At 62.3% G+C, this 17,841-nt stretch carries 16 protein-coding genes; 10 read left to right on the top strand and 6 right to left on the bottom strand.

The annotated features are described in order from the left end of the window. Nucleotides 1–27: 27 nt before the first annotated feature. From FNU76_RS23185 to FNU76_RS23170, 4 genes are all read right to left on the bottom strand, one after another. Nucleotides 28–591, bottom strand: a complete 564-nt coding sequence (locus FNU76_RS23185; protein ID WP_144280397.1) for a hypothetical protein — start codon at nt 589–591, stop codon at nt 28–30. Nucleotides 592–1,065: 474 nt separating this feature from the next. Next, entirely contained in the window at nt 1,066–2,145 is a 1,080-nt protein-coding gene (locus FNU76_RS23180; protein ID WP_144280546.1) for an IS630 family transposase, read from the bottom strand. Between the two features lie 218 nt (nt 2,146–2,363). Then, nucleotides 2,364–2,840: an RES family NAD+ phosphorylase gene (locus tag FNU76_RS23175; RefSeq protein ID WP_144280396.1), complete on the bottom strand. Its 477-nt coding sequence runs from the start codon at nt 2,838–2,840 to the stop codon at nt 2,364–2,366. Beyond that, nucleotides 2,837–3,364 (bottom strand): Xre family toxin-antitoxin system antitoxin, encoded by a 528-nt coding sequence (locus tag FNU76_RS23170; protein WP_144280395.1) that lies wholly within the window; start codon nt 3,362–3,364, stop codon nt 2,837–2,839. Before FNU76_RS23170 ends, FNU76_RS23175 begins: the two co-directional genes overlap by 4 nt. A gap of 132 nt (nt 3,365–3,496) precedes the next feature. On the opposite strand from FNU76_RS23170, the gene FNU76_RS23165 reads away from it, so the two are divergent. Together FNU76_RS23165 and FNU76_RS23160 are read left to right on the top strand one after the other, a co-directional pair. Further along, nucleotides 3,497–5,233, top strand: a complete 1,737-nt coding sequence (locus tag FNU76_RS23165; protein WP_144280394.1) for an ABC transporter permease — start codon at nt 3,497–3,499, stop codon at nt 5,231–5,233. Nucleotides 5,234–5,246: 13 nt separating this feature from the next. Continuing rightward, nucleotides 5,247–6,623, top strand: a complete 1,377-nt coding sequence (locus FNU76_RS23160; RefSeq protein WP_308418586.1) for an ABC transporter ATP-binding protein — start codon at nt 5,247–5,249, stop codon at nt 6,621–6,623. Here the strand turns inward: FNU76_RS23160 and FNU76_RS23155 are convergent. Beyond that, nucleotides 6,620–7,696 carry a KfrB domain-containing protein gene (locus tag FNU76_RS23155; RefSeq protein WP_144280393.1) on the bottom strand — a complete coding sequence of 359 codons (1,077 nt, stop codon included), beginning with the start codon at nt 7,694–7,696 and terminating at the stop codon, nt 6,620–6,622. The genes FNU76_RS23160 and FNU76_RS23155 overlap by 4 nt on opposite strands. A 9-nt stretch (nt 7,697–7,705) precedes the next feature. After that, the gene (locus FNU76_RS23150; protein ID WP_144280392.1) at nt 7,706–8,104 is read right to left on the bottom strand and encodes a hypothetical protein; all 399 of its coding nucleotides are present in this window, start codon (nt 8,102–8,104) and stop codon (nt 7,706–7,708) included. A 433-nt stretch (nt 8,105–8,537) separates the two neighbouring features. On the opposite strand from FNU76_RS23150, the gene FNU76_RS23145 reads away from it, so the two are divergent. From FNU76_RS23145 to FNU76_RS23110, 8 genes are read left to right on the top strand one after another with little or no spacing between them, the layout of a single operon-like run. After that, nucleotides 8,538–10,346, top strand: coding sequence for a phage tail sheath family protein (locus FNU76_RS23145; RefSeq protein ID WP_144280391.1), 1,809 nt, complete (start codon nt 8,538–8,540; stop codon nt 10,344–10,346). A gap of 20 nt (nt 10,347–10,366) precedes the next feature. Beyond that, entirely contained in the window at nt 10,367–10,897 is a 531-nt protein-coding gene (locus tag FNU76_RS23140; RefSeq protein WP_144280390.1) for a phage tail protein, read from the top strand. A gap of 17 nt (nt 10,898–10,914) precedes the next feature. Then, the gene (locus FNU76_RS23135; RefSeq protein ID WP_144280389.1) at nt 10,915–11,634 is read left to right on the top strand and encodes a T4 family baseplate hub assembly chaperone; all 720 of its coding nucleotides are present in this window, start codon (nt 10,915–10,917) and stop codon (nt 11,632–11,634) included. Nucleotides 11,635–11,637: 3 nt separating this feature from the next. Further along, complete coding sequence (locus tag FNU76_RS23130; RefSeq protein WP_144280388.1) at nt 11,638–12,543, top strand: hypothetical protein; 906 nt, start codon at nt 11,638–11,640, stop codon at nt 12,541–12,543. Continuing rightward, nucleotides 12,540–13,865, top strand: coding sequence for a Pvc16 family protein (locus tag FNU76_RS23125; protein ID WP_144280387.1), 1,326 nt, complete (start codon nt 12,540–12,542; stop codon nt 13,863–13,865). The genes FNU76_RS23130 and FNU76_RS23125 overlap by 4 nt, the downstream gene beginning before the upstream one ends. Beyond that, nucleotides 13,862–15,952 carry an ATP-binding protein gene (locus FNU76_RS23120; RefSeq protein ID WP_144280386.1) on the top strand — a complete coding sequence of 697 codons (2,091 nt, stop codon included), beginning with the start codon at nt 13,862–13,864 and terminating at the stop codon, nt 15,950–15,952. Before FNU76_RS23125 ends, FNU76_RS23120 begins: the two co-directional genes overlap by 4 nt. Next, complete coding sequence (locus FNU76_RS23115) at nt 15,952–16,224, top strand: hypothetical protein (protein ID WP_144280385.1); 273 nt, start codon at nt 15,952–15,954, stop codon at nt 16,222–16,224. The genes FNU76_RS23120 and FNU76_RS23115 overlap by 1 nt, the downstream gene beginning before the upstream one ends. Then, complete coding sequence (locus FNU76_RS23110; RefSeq protein WP_144280384.1) at nt 16,217–17,833, top strand: eCIS core domain-containing protein; 1,617 nt, start codon at nt 16,217–16,219, stop codon at nt 17,831–17,833. The genes FNU76_RS23115 and FNU76_RS23110 overlap by 8 nt, the downstream gene beginning before the upstream one ends. Nucleotides 17,834–17,841 lie beyond the last annotated feature (8 nt).

Below are 17,841 nucleotides of genomic sequence, written 5' to 3'. Positions count from 1 at the left end.
TTCTTGCGCCTGAAGGGAGTCAGCATCCTAAGTTTTGGCCGGCCTCTCTTCGGGTTGATTTCCATTCGAGTCAAATAGTTGGTCTGTTTTAGCGAAAGACACTGATTTAACAAGGCCACGCTTGACTAAAGTTTCTTTAGCAGAATCAAGGGTAGGAGCATTACGAGAAAGGAAGGGAGTAGGAAAAAGGGTAGAGGCAGAGGAAAGGGTGGAGGCAGAGGAAAGGGTAGAGGCACGAGCAGGAGCGGGTGCAAGAGCAAAAGTAGGTGCAAAAGTAGGTGCACGAACTGGAGCCGGAGCAGGCGCACGTTCAAAGAAAAGTGCACGAGCGCCAGTAGGGGCCGGAGTATCGCGAGAAAGAGCAGAAGAAAGAACAGGGGCATCTTGAAGATATTTGATCATGGGTGCGAACTGGCCATCCATGATGCCATCTGTTTTTTTTACAGAATCAATCACCAACCCGATTCCCCGAGAGGGGGCTGGTTTACTTTCCGTATTGCAACGTATTGACTGGCCAGATTTTTCTATTCCCTGCGTGTTGTCGCAAGAATTAAAACCCGTATTGCTGTTGCTAAATGCTCGCAAATCCATATGATTCTTTCATGAGTTATTAAAAACAGTACAATCAATATTGGGGGCGTAATCAGCAGCCCTCTTAAAATGGCGATAAAATACGCTGAGAAAATTTTACAAAGGAATAGCTGCCCCATCTTTCGTAAATGGTTAAAATTTATATGAAAAATATCGTCCGTAATTCAATGCTGAGGGCTCCACGTATCTGGTATGGAAAAATCACTACCACGGTGATGGCTGCCGCGGCTGCGTGCAGCCCGCCGCGCTTCCCTGAGGAAACACTGATTTAAAGCGCTAACAGGCTGGTGAGAAACTCCCGGCATCAGCGACTGCGTGGGAAAATCTGACCAGATCAGGGAGGCTTGCTCAAGAAATAGGCGAAAATTGCCTGATTTTTGAACAAAATCCTGTATTTCCGCAGTTTTCCTGCAGTACAGTGGGACTCCGACGAGTTTCTCACCAGCCTGCTAATGTGGTGTACCTGAAATAGCATTAATTAATAACTTTGCCTGCACGAGCAATGGCCTCAAGGATTGAATCTGCGCTTTTGCGCCATACAAAGGGCTTCGGGTTGGTGTTGTGGATGTCCAAGTAGTGGCGGATTGACTGCTCTAGATCGGCGACGCTGCTGTGGGCACTACGCTTGATCCACTTCTCACTGATTTGTGAGAAAAAACGCTCCACAAGGTTGAGCCAGGAGGCCGAAGTTGGCGTGAAGTGCAGATGGTAGCGTGGCCTGCTGGCGAACCAGGCACGCACCTTCTCCGTCTTGTGCGTCCCGTAATTGTCCATGATCAGGTGGATATCCAGGTCTGCCGGTACGCTTGCGTCGATGGTATTGAGGAACTGCAGAAATTCGACGCTCCGGTGGCGACGTTTGAGTTGGCCAATGACCTTGCCAGTGGCCACATCCAGAGCTGCGAACAGCGAAGTCGTCCCGTGCCGCTTGTAATCGTGTGTCCGGGTTTCTGCTTTGCCGAACGTAAGCGGAAGTGAAGGCTGCGTTCTATCCAGTGCCTGAATCTGGCTCTTCTCATCCACGCAGAGCACCAAGGCACGATCCGGCGGGGCGAGGTACAAGCCCACCACATCGCGGACCTTATCGACAAAATTCGGATCGGTGGAAAACTTGAACGTCTCCAGCCGATGGGGCTTGAGCCCGAACGCGTGCCAAATGCGCTGCACTGTGGACGCCGACACGCCTGTTGCCTTGCTCATCGTGCGCACGCTCCAGTGCGTCGCGTCAGTAGGCTTACTGTTCCGGACACGATCAATCACCGCCTGAACGTGTTCGTCTAGCACCGTGCGAGGCCGCCCCGACCTCGGTGCATCGGTCAGCCCTGCCAGACCATACGACTCGTACCGACGACGCCACCTTGAGACGGTCTGCGCAGTGGTATCCAGCCGCTTCGCGATCTCTTTGCCTCCTTCGCCGTCAGCACAACTGAGCACAATCTGAATTCGTAGCTTCTCATCGGCCGGCGCCTTGCGCAGCGCCAAACGTGCATTCAGCTCTCTGCGCTGCTCTTCGGATAGTTCCAGCTTCTTGATCGGGCGGCCCGTTCTGGTCATCGTCATAGTCTCCATGAGCTATTGAACTACGACAATTATACCAAATATTTAATTAATTCTACTTTTGAGACACCACACTAACGAGCGTAAGCGAGGCTCCCTCGCGGCGGGTGCGTGGTTGTAGGTGCCGAAGGCACCGTACAACCACGGCCTACTCCTTGCGGGTATTGCCGGGTGGTGAGCCGCCGCTTGAATACGCGCAATACTTCAGTGCATCCCTAAAGCAGCCGCGAATCGTACAACCACCGTCGCAACTTGGTCGCGCTGATCCGTGCGGCATCGGGGTGGAGCGGATTGATCAGGATATTGTGCTCGTCAGGCACGATCACCGAGGGCACCAGCAAGACGGCGGAGGCCAGGCTGTTGGCCCAGGCGTCGCCGAAATCCAGGCTGGCCTTGCCGACCGGCACCGCATCCCATCCTACCGGTGCGCTGTCCGCCGTCAGCCGTTGCGCCGCCTGCCAGAGCGGGTCGGGAATCTCCAGCCTGACCAGGTATCGATTCAGGGGCAGGCCGCTGGCCTTGGTGTGTACCAGCGTCTCCATGCAGGCCAGGGCAATATTCTCGGCGCAATAGAGCAGGGGGATGCCGGCGCGATTCCATCGTCCACCGGTGATTTTGGCCCCTGTCCCGCTCAGATCGTCCGCCAGGTAGTTCGGCGTGTCCGCGGCAATGCGCCAGGCCTGCCGGCTCAAACGTAGGCTCCGCTCTGCATGGTCGACAGTACGTTGGACACCAGCTTGATGCCTTCCATGGTGTCCATATAGTCCGCGGGGCAAGCCCCGCCCAGGGCAGGGAGCGGTTCCTCGATCCAATGCGCCAGCCATTTCGCCGCATCGAAGCCGCCGGGATCGCCGGACTGCTCCACCATTGTCTGCACCTGCCCGATCAACTTGGACATCCCCACCACTCGCTCGCTGTCCTCGCTGGATAGCGCTTCGTCGCGGCTGGCCTTGCGGTTTACCGTGGCGGGCGACAGGCGCAGGACCTTGTAGACCCTGTCCTGCGAGGTATCCATCAGGCGGACCATATCCTTCAGCTCGACGGCGCGCACACCTTGCCGTATCAGCTCGACGCGGCGGGTCGGGGTGGAGCGGTACATTTCGCCGAAGTCCGTCAGCACGACCAGCGCCGGTGCGGCCGCCGCGCGCGATGCCGAAACGGGTCCGCCTCCCGGCAATTTCACGGGGGACGGGGCTTTCTTGACGGTGCTTGTCATGGCTTGCTCCTTTGAGCGTAAAGATTAGCTCAAAGGAGCAAGTCGATCAATGTCCTGCCGCAGGAAGCGGCACGGAAAATCAATCTTCCGCGCAGCGAACTCGGCCAACCCGGCCGGCTCTAAGTTTGCGCCATGGCTAACGAACTCATCCTGCAATTACCCCGCTCGGCACGCCGGCTCTTGCCCAACCGCTGGGACCTTATCGCCTTTCCGCTGATCATCGGCTTGCTGGCACTGGCCGCCACCGGTGCGCAAGAGGCACTGGCACCACTGTCCGGGCCGGGCGCCGAAACCATCTCCCTCGATCCGGCCGGCTTGCCGGAATACGCCTTGCGTAGCACGCTGCGCATGCTGGCGGCACTGCTGGTATCGCTGCTGTTCACCTTTATCTGCGGCACCTTGGCGGCCAAGAGCCGCCGCGCCGAAAAAGTGCTGGTTCCTGTCCTTGATATCCTGCAATCGGTGCCGGTGCTCGGCTATATCTCGTTCACCGTGGTGTTTTTCCTGGCCTTGTTCCCCGGTCGCATACTGGGCGCGGAGTTGGCGGCCATCTTCGCCATCTTCACCAGCCAGGCCTGGAATATGACGTTCAGCTTCTACCAGTCGCTGCGCACCTTGCCGCGCGATCTGGTCGAAGTGGCGAGCAGCATGCGCCTGACGGCGTGGCAGACGTTCTGGAAGCTGGAGGTCCCGTTCGCCATGCCGGGCCTGGTCTGGAACATGATGATGAGCATGTCGGGCGGCTGGTTCTTTATTGTCGCGGCCGAGGCGATCACCGTCGGCGACAAGTCGATCGCCCTGCCCGGCGTGGGCAGCTATCTGGCGGCCGCGATTGCCGGCAGCAAGCTGTCCGCCATCGGCTGGGTGGTGCTCGCGATGGCGGTGGTGATCATCCTTTACGACCAACTTCTGTTCCGGCCCATGGTGGCCTGGGCTGATCGTTTCCGGCTGGAGGATACCAATGCGCAGTCGGCGCCCAACTCCTGGGTGCTGAAGCTGATCCGCCGCACGCATCTGATCCAGCGGGCGCTTCGGCCCCTCGGTCGCGGGCTGCGCAAATTGGCACGGATGCGCATTGAGGTCTCTTTGCCTGCTGCCGCCATTGCCGAGACTCCCCGCGCGTCGAAGGCGATCGGTGCCATCTGGGGAGCGCTGCTGGCCGGCGCGGCCGGCTACGCGCTGTGGCGGCTGACCGGCTACATCGGTAGCGAGGTCGGCATGGACGAGCTGTTCAGGGTGATCGGCTTGGGTTTCCTGACCCTGCTGCGGGTATTGATCCTGATCGTGGCGGCGTCGCTGGTCTGGGTGCCGCTGGGGGTAATGATCGGCCTACGGCCTAGGCTGGCCGAGAAGATCCAGCCGCTGGCGCAATTCCTGGCGGCTTTCCCGGCCAATCTGCTGTTCCCGGTCTTCGTGATCGGCATCGTCCACTTCAAGCTCGATCCGGATATCTGGCTGAGCCCGCTGATCGTACTAGGCGTGCAGTGGTACATCCTGTTCAACGTGATAGCCGGCGCCAGCGCCTTCCCCAACGACCTCCGCGAGGCCGCCGTCAATTTCCGCATCCGTGGCTGGCAGCGGTGGCGCAAGGTCATGCTGCCAGCGATTTTTCCGTACTACGTCACCGGCGCGATCGCCGCTTCGGGTGGCGCCTGGAACGCCAGCATCGTCTCCGAGGCGGTGTCCTGGGGGAATACCAGCCTGGCCGCCCATGGCCTGGGCGCCTTTATCGCGCAGGCCACGGCGGCGGGAGACCACCCGAGGATATTGCTTGGCATCGCCGTCATGGCCGCCATGGTGGTGTGCTTCAACCGCTTGCTATGGCGCCCGCTGTACGCCATCGCCGAAAACAAACTGCGTCTGAACTAAGAGGCCGAGCACCATGCACAACGACTTACCGACCCCAAGCCGGCACATCCTGGTCGCGCGCGATCTTTGCCGTGGATTTGACCGCGAGCGCGACGAGCGCCTGGTGCTCGACGGCGTCGATCTTGCGCTGTGCGAGGGCGAGATCGTCGGTCTGCTGGGCCGCTCCGGCTCCGGCAAATCCACCTTGCTGCGCATGCTGGCCGGGCTGATTCCGCCGACCTCCGGCTATCTCGAATACCGTGGCTCACCCGTCAACGGGCCGGCAGAGGGGGTGGCCATGGTGTTCCAGACCTTTGCGCTGTTCCCCTGGCTGACCGTGCTGGACAATGTCGAGGCCGGCCTGGAAGCGCTGGGGGTGCCGCCCAAGGCGCGGCGCGAGCGTGCGCTTGCCGCCATCGACCTGATCGGGCTGGACGGCTTCGAGAGCGCTTTCCCGCGCGAGCTATCGGGCGGTATGCGGCAGCGCGTCGGCTTTGCGCGCGCACTGGTGGTCAATCCGACCCTGCTGTTGATAGATGAGCCGTTTTCCGCCCTGGATGTGTTGACCGCGGAGACACTGCGTACCGATCTGCTGGAACTATGGACCGAGCGCCAACTGCCGATCAAGTCGATGCTGATCGTGACCCATAACATCGAGGAAGCGGTATTCATGTGCGACCGCATCCTGCTGCTGTCGTCGAACCCCGGTCGGGTCGTGGCCGAGTTCAAGGTGCCGTTCAAGCATCGGCGCGATCGCCTGGACCCTGCGTTCCGCCAGCTGGTCGACGACATCTACGCCAGGATGACGGCCCGCCCAGTCAATGGCACCGCCCATAAGAGCGGCCTGGATATCGGCAGTCCGCTGGAGCGGGTATCCACCAACCTGATGGCCGGCTTGATCGAGACCGTGGCGGCCGACCCTTATGGCGGCCGGGCCGATCTGCCGGAGATCGCCGGTACGATGCACCTGGAAGTCGACGATCTGTTTCCGGTGGCGGAAATGCTCGGCCACTTGGGCTTCGCGGAACTGCGCGAGGGGGATATCGTTCTGACCGAAGCAGGCATGCTATTCCATGAATATGGCATGCAAGCGCGCAAGGCCTTGTTCGCGGCGCACTTGCTCAAGCAGGTGGGTTTGGCTAGCTACATCTGCACGACACTTGCCGAGCGAAAAGGCCAGCGTGCGCCACGCGCCCGGTTCGAGCAGAAGCTGGAAGACTTCCTGAGCGATGAACTGGCCGGGCAGGCGCTGGAGGCGGTCATCGAATGGGGCCGGTATGCGGGGAGGTGTTTTCGTATGACGATCACACCGGGATGTTCGGCCTGGAGGATGTCATTGCCGCAAAGTGAAGCTGCCGCAAGCTCAGCTTATTCCTGTCACCTCGCACATACCGGCACGGTACTACTTTAACGCGTAGCGGAGCGCGACTGCTGTTGCTTCTTTTGGTCCTGCAGCACCTTCGCGCCTTCCCGGTCATAAGCGATTTGCGCTTTTGCGCCGATCTGCACGGGCGATCCCAGTTTGAACTTCTGGTGGGCGACCAGGCAATTGGCGCCGATTTCCTGGACGACGTGCAGGGGTGATGCCGCGACGATCCTGCCGCTATACCCTTGGGCAGGGTCGGAAGCAGGTCGCTCCTGCGTCGAAAAAAGACGGCCTTTCTTCTCGCTGAGACAGGTTTCCTTCAGCGCAGCCAGATCCTGTTGGGTATGTGCCTTGAAACCGTCCTGGAGGCGGTCCGCGCTGAGATCAAGGTAGTCCCTGAAATCGGTTATGGCGATTCCCGTAAGATTGACCTGGTGGAGAGAATTGGCGCTGAAAACGGCGTTGAGAACCGCCATGCCTTCCTGGACGCTGTCGCTACGGTCAAGGATATTGGCCAGACCGGTTCTCGACATCCCGTCAACCAGGCCGACCCTTTCATTGTTCAGCAACGCAGGCAGTTCGCTTTTGGTGAAGACGCTGAGCGGATCGATAGGGCCGGGCGCAAGCACGCGGAAATCGCCCTGTGCCGCCTCTACATATTTCCTTGAAGCGATATCCCAAATGGCGTTATCGGGCTGTTCGAATCGCGGCGAGCTATCTACAGTACCGTTCCTGCCGTTCCTTACCTCTTGCATCCTGCGATTCAGGGCAGGGAAGTCGCCAGCTTGCGGTCGCCTGTCACCAAGCACGTCCCGCACGATGGCCTTCTGCAAGGCACCGCGGAATAATTCGTTGTTACACAACTTCCCGACTTCGCTACGGCCGACATGGATGACATGGACGGCATCGGGGTCGTTGCCCACTGCCTTGACCACGTCCGTGCAACGCTCCTTTTTCGGTGTCTCGCCGGAATATAAAATATGGAAGCCATTAGGGGGCGCACCTTCCACGATGCCGGATGTTTGCTTCACAAGCTCGGTCAAGTTGGCGATGTTTTGTTCGTCGTTGGCGACCAGCTGACATAATTTGTTGAACGCCGCATTATAAGTAAGTTCCATGGCGTCTCCTTATTGCCCCAAGAAGATGGGCGAGAAACCATCCGGCCTGCCAAAGCGGCCGTAAACCCGGAAAGCTTCGAGGATTGCTTCCTTGACGTGTGCAGGCAGAGGCGTGGCGTCTTCGCCGGCTTCCTGGAAAAGCGTGTCCGAGAACATGTTCTCGGTAAAGAACACATAGGGCCGTTTCTCCAGGAAAAAGCAGTAATAATCCGCTGAAGAATCCAGCCGGGTAATAGGGGAGAGGCCGAGTAAATAACTATGCCTCTCCTGATCTATCGCCCGCGCTTGTGGCATGGCATCTTCATGGGACAGGGTCGCAAGCATGCTGGACTGTTCCAGGAATGGCGCCATGTCGCGCAGGATGGCTTCCCGATCCGGCTGGGTAAGCGGCTTTAATTCATATTTCATTATTTACTCCAAGGCGCTCGGTATTTTGTTTTATATATTGCCGTTTTATTAACGGAGAGCGGATTTTAAGCAGAACGCTATATCGCTGCATAGGTCCCAAAAAGAAATCGCAAGGCCTTGCCCTGAAAATCATAAAACAGCTATGGACTTAAATTCCCCGCGCCATGGGTGATTCGGCTATTCAAGGAGGGACCGCCATCCCGGCAGGCGGGAAAAGTGACATCGCGTTCGTCGGAATCACGCGCGGGAAATATACCCATCCTCCAGATGAATGAAGTATTGCCAGGTAGCGGCCCCTAAAACGTCATGGATAGGTAGGCAAGCACTCGGTATGTCGATCGCGATGCGGGCAGGTTCGCCCGGGCATCCGCGCGTCCCTAGGCCGGCTCGGGCTTGCGCCTGCGTTTCGTTTTCCTCTTTGAAAGGAAATGCCATGCCGAGTGCCCTGACTTACCCAGGCGTCTATGTAGAAGAGATCAGCAGCGGCGTACGGACCATTACCGGCGTGGCCACCTCCATCACCGCCTTTGTCGGCCGAGCCTTGCGCGGGCCGACCGATACCCCGGTGACGATCAATAGCTACGGTGATTTCGAGCGTGTGTTCGGCGGTTTATGGGCCGACAGCGCGCTGGGCTACGCGGTACGCGATTTCTACCTGAATGGCGGTAGCCAGGCGGTTGTCGTCCGTCTTTACCACCCCAAGTACGCCAGCGCGGCCGAGCGGACCGCCGCTGCGGCCGCCGCCACTGCCACGGCGGCGGCGGCGACCGGCGCGGATGTGGCGGCCGCCGTGGCAGCGGCCGTGGCCAAGGCGGCGACCTATACCACGGTGGGAGAGAAGGCCGCCGCCAAGGTGGTGGCCGACGCGGCAGTCGCGGCCGCAGCCTTGAGTAGTCCCACCGTGGCCTCGGTCGGCAACGCCGCCACGGCGGCGGCGGCCAAGGCCGCCCCCATTACCAAGGCCACCTTGTCCGTCAACGGTCTCGATCTCGAAGCGAAGTACGAAGGCAGCTGGGGCAATTATCTGCGCGCCCGCATCGACCATGATGTGGCGGGCGGGGACGCCAATCTGTTCAATCTGTCGGTGCGGGACGGTATGACCGGGCGGGTGGAAATGTTCCGGAACGTCTCCTTTGTCGCCGGCCATGTGCGGCAGGTCGATAAGGTTCTGGTCAATGAATCGAAATTGCTGGTCATGACGGGATCGCTGCCCGGCACGCGGCCCACCAAGCATCCCGATCCCGACAAGACGAAAAAGGAGAATGACGTTTGGGCGGAAAACAGCACGCCCACCAATACCAAGGTGGCCGATGCGAACGTGGCCGCCGATGGAGGCCTGCTCGATCTTGACGACTTCACCGGCACCGGCAAGGAAGACGCCAAGACCGGCTTGTATGCCTTGAAGAAGGCGGACCTGTTCAATCTGCTGTGTATTCCGCCCTACCAGGCGGACGGCAATGTCGACGACGAACTCGTCACGGCGGCGGCGGCCTATTGCGAAGTCCGGCGGGCGATGCTGCTGGTCGATCCGCCCAGCGGCTGGCATGACAAGGAAGCGGCGCGGGATGGCATTGGTACGGTCGGCACCAATAGCAAGAACGCCGCTTTGTTCTTCCCACGCCTGCGGCAAAGCAACCCCAAACGCGATGGACAATTGGAAGATTTCGCCCCATGCGGCGCCGTGGCGGGCATCTTTGCGCGCACCGATACGGCCCGTGGCGTGTGGAAAGCGCCGGCCGGCCTGGAGGCTACCCTGGTCGGTGTGCCGCAACTGAGCGTGTCGCTCAACGATGCCGAGAACGGCGAATTGAATCCCTTGGGCATCAATTGCCTGCGGGTCTTCCCCGCCGCCGGGCGGGTGGTGTGGGGCGCACGGACCTTGCAGGGCGATGACCGGCAGGCTTCGGAGTGGAAGTACATTCCGGTCCGGCGCACCGCCCTGTATATCGAGGAAAGTCTCTACCGGGGTACGCAATGGGCGGTGTTCGAGCCGAATGACGAGCCGCTGTGGGCCCAGTTGCGGCTGGGGATCGGGGCCTTCATGCATAACCTGTTCCGGCAAGGGGCGTTCCAGGGCGCATCGCCCAAGGATGCCTATTTCGTGAAGTGCGATGGCGAATCGACCACACAGAACGATATCGATCTCGGCATCGTCAATGTCGTCGTTGGCTTTGCCCCGCTCAAGCCGGCCGAATTCGTGGTCATCCGCCTGCAGCAGATCGCCGGCCAGCTCTCCGTCTAGGCCTCCAGAGGACAATCGCCATGGCACAGTTCACTGTAAATACCCAGCGCTTCGATCCCTACAAGAACTTCAAATTCCAGGTGTTTTTCGAGGGGAGCACCACGCCGGTCGCCGGGATCAGCAAGGTCAGCAGCTTCAAACGCACGACCGAGGTGGTCAAGCACCGCGATGGTGGCGACCATAGCAGCAGCCGCAAGTCGCCCGGCCGCAGCGAGTACGAGGCGATCACGCTGGAACGCGGCGTGACGCATGACAAGGAGTTCGAGCAGTGGGCCAACAAGGTCTGGAACTACGGCGCCGGCCTGGGCGCGGAGGTTTCGCTCAAGGACTTCCGCAAGAACCTGATCATCAAGGTCTACAACGAGGCCGGCCAGGTGGCCTTGGCTTATAAGCTCTACCGCTGCTGGGTAAGCGAATTCCAGGCCCTGTCCGATCTGGATGCGAATGCCAATGCCATCGCCATCCAGCATATCAAGATCGAGAACGAAGGCTGGGAGCGGGATGTGGAAGTGGCCGAACCGCAAGAGCCGACCTTTACCAATCCGGTCTGACGCGGGCGCGGGCCGAAATGGATACTTCGACACTGTTCACCGTCTGGGATCAGGCGGGCGGCCAGGCCCCGGTGCAAAGGGCGCTTTGCCTGCTGGCGGCCGGCTGGCCGGAACGGTCCTGGGCGCAGTGGGCGGCGACAAGCATAGGCGAGCGCGACGAATATCTATTGCGCCTGCGGGAGCAGCTGTTCGGCCAGCAATTGCAAGGCGTGGCCAGTTGTCCGCAGTGTGCCGAAAAGCTCGAATTGACCTTCGAGACCCGTGATATCCGCGCCCCCGGCCCAAGCGCCGAACTGCCGCTACTGATCGAGACCCAGGGCTATGCACTGCGCTGCCGCCCGCCGAACAGCGAGGATCTGCTGATTGCAATGCAAGCCAGCCAGGACCGGCAACGTCATGAGCTGATGCAGCGCTGCGTGGTATCGGCCAGCCTGGCCGGCGACCCCGTGCCGCCGCAACAGCTGCCCGAGGAAGTCATCGCTACCCTCTCCAGCCGCTTGGCCCAGCTTGATCCGCAGGCCGTGGTGGAGCTGTCTCTCGATTGTCCGGCCTGCGCGCATTGCTGGGTCACGGCTTTCGACATCCTTTCCTACCTATGGGGTGAGATCGAGGACTGGGGGCAGCGCCTGCTTTGCGATATCCACGCGCTGGCCCTGGCCTATGGCTGGTCCGAACGGGACATCCTGGCCATGTCGCCCCGGCGGCGGCGGCTTTACCTTGACCTGATCGGGGCTTAGGCCATGAGCGATTTTTTTGCCGGACTGCTGGATCGCTCGCTGGGGCAGGGCGCGGTGCTGCAACGGCGGCAGGCGAGCCGCTACGAATCGGTAGCCGTACGCTCGTCGCCGGATATTTCGCTGCCGGCGCTACAAGACAGCGCGCTGCACGAATGGCCCGGCGGCCCACTCCCCGATGCGGCGCCCGCTAGCCGATTCGGCGACCACCCGGGCCGCCATTTGCCAAATGTAGGCGATCGACAGCCCCTTGCTCGGCCGCGCGATGCAGGCGACGAATCGGAATTGCTTCAACGCTCGTCCGAATCCAGTCTGGACGTACCGGCTGGCGCGGTGGGATTGGATCACCGTGCCGAGCGGGGCGGGAAGCTGCCCTTGGCAAGCCGGCCCCCGCATGCCAACGCGGGCGAGGTGCGGATCGCAGCGGCCATCGATGCCCGAATCCAGACCCCATCGGCTGCGGTAGCCGCAACAAGGGCGGGCGTGGCGGCGTTGACCGACGATCCCGTCGCTACGCCAATCCGCAGGACGCCGCTTTCGGCGCCGCCATTGAAGCAAGTGGACGCCATGGCCATAGCCGGCGCCAAGCCGGCGGAAGAGGGGGTGTCGCCGCCACCGACCCGCACGAAACAGCGCATGGCGGTGCATCCGGGCGCGGCCCCGCCGGCTGTTCCGCCCCGTCCCAATCTGCAGCCGCTGTTTCCGCCGTTGCCCAAGCCCCTCGCCGCCGGCCCACGCCTGCCGGCCGCGCCGCTCGCGCCGCCGCCGCCGGCCACGATACATATCAACATCGGCCGCATCGAGATCAAGGCCAGCGCCACGCCGGCCAGGACTACGCAATCGACCCAGCCCGCCGCCCCCAGGCTTAGCCTGGAGGCGTATTTGAAGACACGCAATGGAGGCCGGCGATGAGCGGACCCCTCGCCATTGCGGCCGTCACCGTCGCGCTCAAGGACCTGCTCAACAATGGCTTGATCAACCACGACCTGGCCGCGATAGGCAGCTATACCGTGTCGGCTTCGCCACCGGACCGGATTGCTTCCGGCAGCGACGAACCCAACCAGCTCAATCTATTTCTCTACCAGGTCTCGCCCAATCTCGGCTGGCGCAATGCGGGGCTGCCGGGGCGGGACAGCCTGGGCGGCCGGGTCGGCTATCCGCCGCTGGCACTGGACCTGCACTATCTGCTCAGCGCGCACGGCAGCCAGGATATGAACGCCGAAATCCTGCTGGGCTTTGCCATGCAGTTGCTGCACGAAAACCCGGTACTGACCCGCGAACAACTGCGGATCGCCCTGGATGCGCCATCGCCGGTCGATGGCATCGCCGTTCCCGGCGTATTCGGTTCGCTGTCCGCCGTGGACCTGGCCGACCAGGTGGAAATGGTCAAGATCTCGCCGCTTTATCTCAACCCGGACGAGTTGTCGAAGCTATGGACCGCCATGCAGGCCCGCTATCGGCTAAGCATGGCCTATACCGTGTCGGTGGTCCTGATCCAGGCTACCGGCGCCGCCCACGCCCCGCTGCCGGTGCTCAAGCGCGGCCAGGACGACCGGGGGCCGGCCGCCATCGCCACGCCGTACCCGGCGCTCTCCATGGCCAGATCGGCCTTGGCCGATGCCTTGCCGGCGGTGCGCTTGGGCGACGGCATCGTGATCCTGGGCAGCCACTTGCAAGCGTCGCCCGATGTGGCCGCCGTTTTGGAAAACATCCAGGCCGGCCAGGCGCTGATCCTGCCGGTAAGCGCCGGACCACGTGAAGGATCGCTGTTGGTACAGCTGCCCAGCCTGGCCGAGCGGCCGCAGGCCATTCATGAGTGGGCCAGCGGCATCCTGAGCCTGTCGCTGCGGGTCAGCCAGGCCTCGCTGCCGATTTTCCGCTCGAATACCGTCCCCATCGCCCTGGCGCCCATCGTGGCGTTGGCGGCGCCGGCCAGTCCCGCGGTGTGCAATCCAGGCGATATCGTGCAGCTCGATTGCGTACCTCGGTTGCAAGCGCGGCAATTACCCGCTTGCTCGCTGCTATTCGGTTCACGGACGCTGGTTCCAACCCTGCTCGATACCCCGCTTGATCCGCTCGCGCCAACGGCGGTGTCGTTCGAAGTGCCGAATGTGCCGGCCGGCGAGTATTTGCTGAGATTGCGGGTGGACGGCATAGACAGCCTGCCGGTCACGGTCGATCCGCAGAGCGGCCGCCTGGATTTCGATTCCGCGTTAAAGGTGACCGTGCCATGAGCGATACCGGCTGGCTAGACGCCAATAACCGCTACCTGGCCGCCTCGCTGCAATGGTTGCGGTTGACCTTGACCGCGCTGGTTCCCGGCGACGTCGGCGATGCGCCGCCGGTCGGCACGGTTGGCCCCACGCCAGGCTTGCTGGATTGGTTCAAGGGCGGCAAATCGAATGGCGCGCCGGTAGGGCAGGTCGCGCTGCCGGCGCCGAGCAGCGCCAATCTGCTGGAGCAGGTGAGTGCCGCGCGTGAGGCGGCCGCGCGGTGCGAGCCGTTGCCGGCCTTGCTGCAACTGGCCGATCGGATGGGATTGTCCGATTTCGAGCGCGATACCTTGCTGCTGTGCGTGGCCGCCGAATTGGATCCCAGCCAAGCCGCGCTCTGCGCGGCGATTCCAGGCTGCCGCGGCTACCCGAGCTTTGCCCTGGCCATGCAAGCCTTCAGCGACCCTGCCTGGGAGGCGCTGTCGCCCCACCGTCCCTTGCGCTACCTGCGCCTGTTGGAGATCAATCAACCCGGCACCACGCCCCTGACCGCGGCAGGGCTGCGCGCGGACGAGCGCATCGTCAATTGCATCAAGGGACTGAATGTACTGGACGAGCGTCTTGGCCTGCTGCTGGGCGCGCCGCTGGCCGACTCCGGCAGCCTGTCCGCCTCGCAAAGCCAGGTGGCGAGCGAGATCGCCGCCCAGTTGCATCTGGGGGCAGCCGCCGGACGGGTACCCGTGGTATTGCTGCTAGGCGTGGACGACGGTAGCAAGGCCGCCGTGGCCGACCAGGTTGCGGCAGGCCTGCAGCGCCGCCTCTATCGATTGAGCCTGGCGGATATCCCGACCGCGCGTACCGAGCTGGAGACCTTCGCCCGTCTTTGGCAGCGCGAAACCATGCTGCTGGGCGTGGCGATTCATATCGATGCCGGCGAGTGGGAGAGTGCCGGGCATGAACAGGCCAGCGCCTTGCAGTGGCTATTGACGCGCGACCTGGGCCTGGTGTTCGTCAGCGTGCGCGAACGGCCGGCATGGCCGCTGGCCAATAGCTACGGCACCACCGTGTCCAAGCCGACCCCGGCGGAGCAGCGCGATGCCTGGCTGGACGTGTTGGCGGAACGGGATGCCGCCGGCGACCATGCCGAGACCGCCGCCCTGCTGGCCGGCCAGTTTTGTTTAAGCCTGCGCGATATCGACCAGGTTGCCGGGCTGGCCGAGCAAACGGCGGGACCGCTGCCGCCGCAGCTTTGGCGGCAATGCTGCGAACTGGCCCGCCCCCGCCTCGACCTGTTGGCGCAGCGGCTGGAGCCCAAGGCGGATTGGGATGACCTGGTCCTGCCGGCGGAGGCAAGCAGCCTGCTCAAGCAGATCGTCACCCAGGTGCATGGCCGCTACCGGGTTTACCAGGACTGGGGTTATGCGCAAAAGATGACGCGAGGGCTGGGCATCAGCGCGCTGTTTGCCGGTGAGAGCGGTACCGGCAAGACCATGGCGGCTGAAGTATTGGCCAATGCGCTGCAACTGGCCTTATACCGTATCGACCTGTCGGCCATCGTCAGCAAATACATCGGCGAGACCGAGAAAAACCTGCGCAAGCTGTTCGACGCGGCCGAACAGGGCGGCGCCATCCTGTTCTTCGACGAGGCGGATGCACTGTTCGGCAAGCGCAGCGAGGTCAAGGACAGCCACGACCGCTACGCCAATATCGAAGTCAACTATCTGCTGCAGCGCATGGAGAGCTTTTCCGGCATCGCCATCCTGGCCACGAATATGAAAAGCGCCCTGGATGCCGCCTTTATGCGGCGCCTGCGTTTTATCGTCAATTTCCCTTTCCCCGGCCTGCCGGAGCGCAAATTGATGTGGCAGAAGGCGTTGGCGCCGACCGTGCCCAGTGAGGGCTTGGACTTCGAGCGCCTGGCACGTTTCAACCTGTCCGGCGGCAATATCCAGAGCATCGCCCTGAATGCCGCCTTCGCCGCGGCAGTCGAAGCCGGCGCGGTCAGTATGCCGCTGCTGCTGTCGGCCACCCGCACCGAACTGCGTAAGCTGGACAAGCAGATCAATGAGTCGGAATTCCGGGCCATACAGAGCGGGGGGCGGTCGTGATGAACGTCGAACTCCATATCGAACGTTTGGTGATCGAGGGATTGGATATACGCCCCGGTCAAGCCGCCGACTTGCGCGCGGCGGTCGAAACGGAGCTGGCCAGCTTGCTGCGAGGCCGCGCGGCGGCGGGCATGGCCGAAAAGGGACGCGCCGACGCGCCGGTTGCGCCAATGCAGGTAGAGAGCCTGCAGCCGGCGCAATTTGGGCCACGGATCGCCGCAGCGGTGCTGGCCCGCATCGACCTGATGCCCGGAGGCGGCCAAGATGAGTGACGGTCATATGAAAGCCACGCTGGAAAGCCGTGGCAAGCAGGAGGGCGCCACCCTGTCGCGCCCACCGGTGCCGGACAATGTGCCGCAAATTGCGCCGCCGGTGGTCGGCGAGGTTATCCATGGCGCCGGGACACCCTTGGCCGAGGAAATCCGCCGCCCTTATGAAATGCAGCTGGGGCGGGACTTCAGCGGAGTTCGCATCCATGGCGATGCCAAGGCGGCGGAATCGGCCGATGCGGTGGCCGCGCGTGCCTACACCGTGGGCCAGGACGTGGTATTCAACCATGGCCAGTTCAGGCCGGACAGCCGCGAAGGACAGCGGCTGCTGGCGCATGAATTGACCCACGTGGGCCAGCAGGCCAGCGACGACCGGCCCAGTACCATCCCCCTCGATGAGAGCCGTGCCCACGAAGCGGATGCGCGCAGCAGCGAGCAAGCGGAGGTGCGTCCGCCCGTCGGCGCCAGCATCGGCGCGAGCGTCCTGCAGCGCACGCCTGCCGCGCCCAGCTGGAAGGGCGCCACCGCGGTCTATGACCGGGCCCAGGTCGGCATCACCCCCATCGCCGACATCAATCTGGCCGGCGGCGCCAAGGTCGCCACCCAAACGATCAAGCCGAATATCAGCGCCACCGGGGCGAACCATCAAAGCTGGGAGCTCTATGATGCCAACGACAAGCTGGCCGATGGTTTCAGTACCGTGCCGGGCCGCCCCGGCGCCTTGACCGCGCAATTCGAACTGTCGGAACAGAACGTCAAGGGCCAGCTCGGCCACGGCCGTTGCACCCTGCGCTGCGTGGCCCGCAAGGATGGCTCGCCGCTGGCCTACGCGGACCAGACCTTCTTCGTCAATACCAGCAATATCGTGGCGGTCATGGATAGGCCCGCCCTGGCCAAGATCGGCGCGGCGCCCGCCAGCCACAGCCTGGGCGAAGTAGGCGCAGCCAAGGCACGGGATGCCATGCTGGAACACCAGGCCGCCATCGCGAGCGGCGGGGTCGGCACCTTGCAGGGCAACAAGTGCAGCACCATCACCCCGGGCGTCGCGCAGTCCGACTGCACGCAGTATGTCTACGACATCCTCAAGTATGCGTTTGGCGCCAAGGGCGACGGCGCAACCTGGAAGGCGGTGGCGACCGAGGCAAGCAAACTCAGCGGTAGCGGCGGCCTGCGCGGTACCGCCCTGCAGACCGCGCTGGAAACCAAGGCCGGCTGGAAAGGCGTGTTCTGGGCGCCCAGTCCGCGCAATCCCGAGGATGGCACTTCCGAGCATCCCTCGGCCTATAAGCGGGTCCGGGAAAAAGGCTTGTATACCAAGGATGACGTCGCGGTCGAGAAGACCAAGTCCATCATCGACTACCGGCCGAAATCCACCACCAAGGCGCCCACCTTCAGCGCCCTGGACCAGCTGAAGAAGGTCCCTTTGGGGGTGATTTCCGCTCGGGGCGGTACCCATATGACCTTGCTGATCAATGGCCAGGTCTATGAGGTGCATTGGGAAATGCCGGCTACCAATCCGAACGTGATCCAGGCGACCCCGCTGGAAAAATGGCAGTGGCAATCCGGCGCCATCGTGATGCCGGCGGCCGACTTCGCGGCGGCCTTCCCGTGATGCACACA

Source organism: Chitinimonas arctica, from assembly GCF_007431345.1.
In the GTDB taxonomy this organism is placed as follows: Bacteria; Pseudomonadota; Gammaproteobacteria; order Burkholderiales; family Chitinimonadaceae; genus Chitinimonas; species Chitinimonas arctica.
This window is presented reverse-complemented; position numbering and strand designations above follow the sequence as displayed.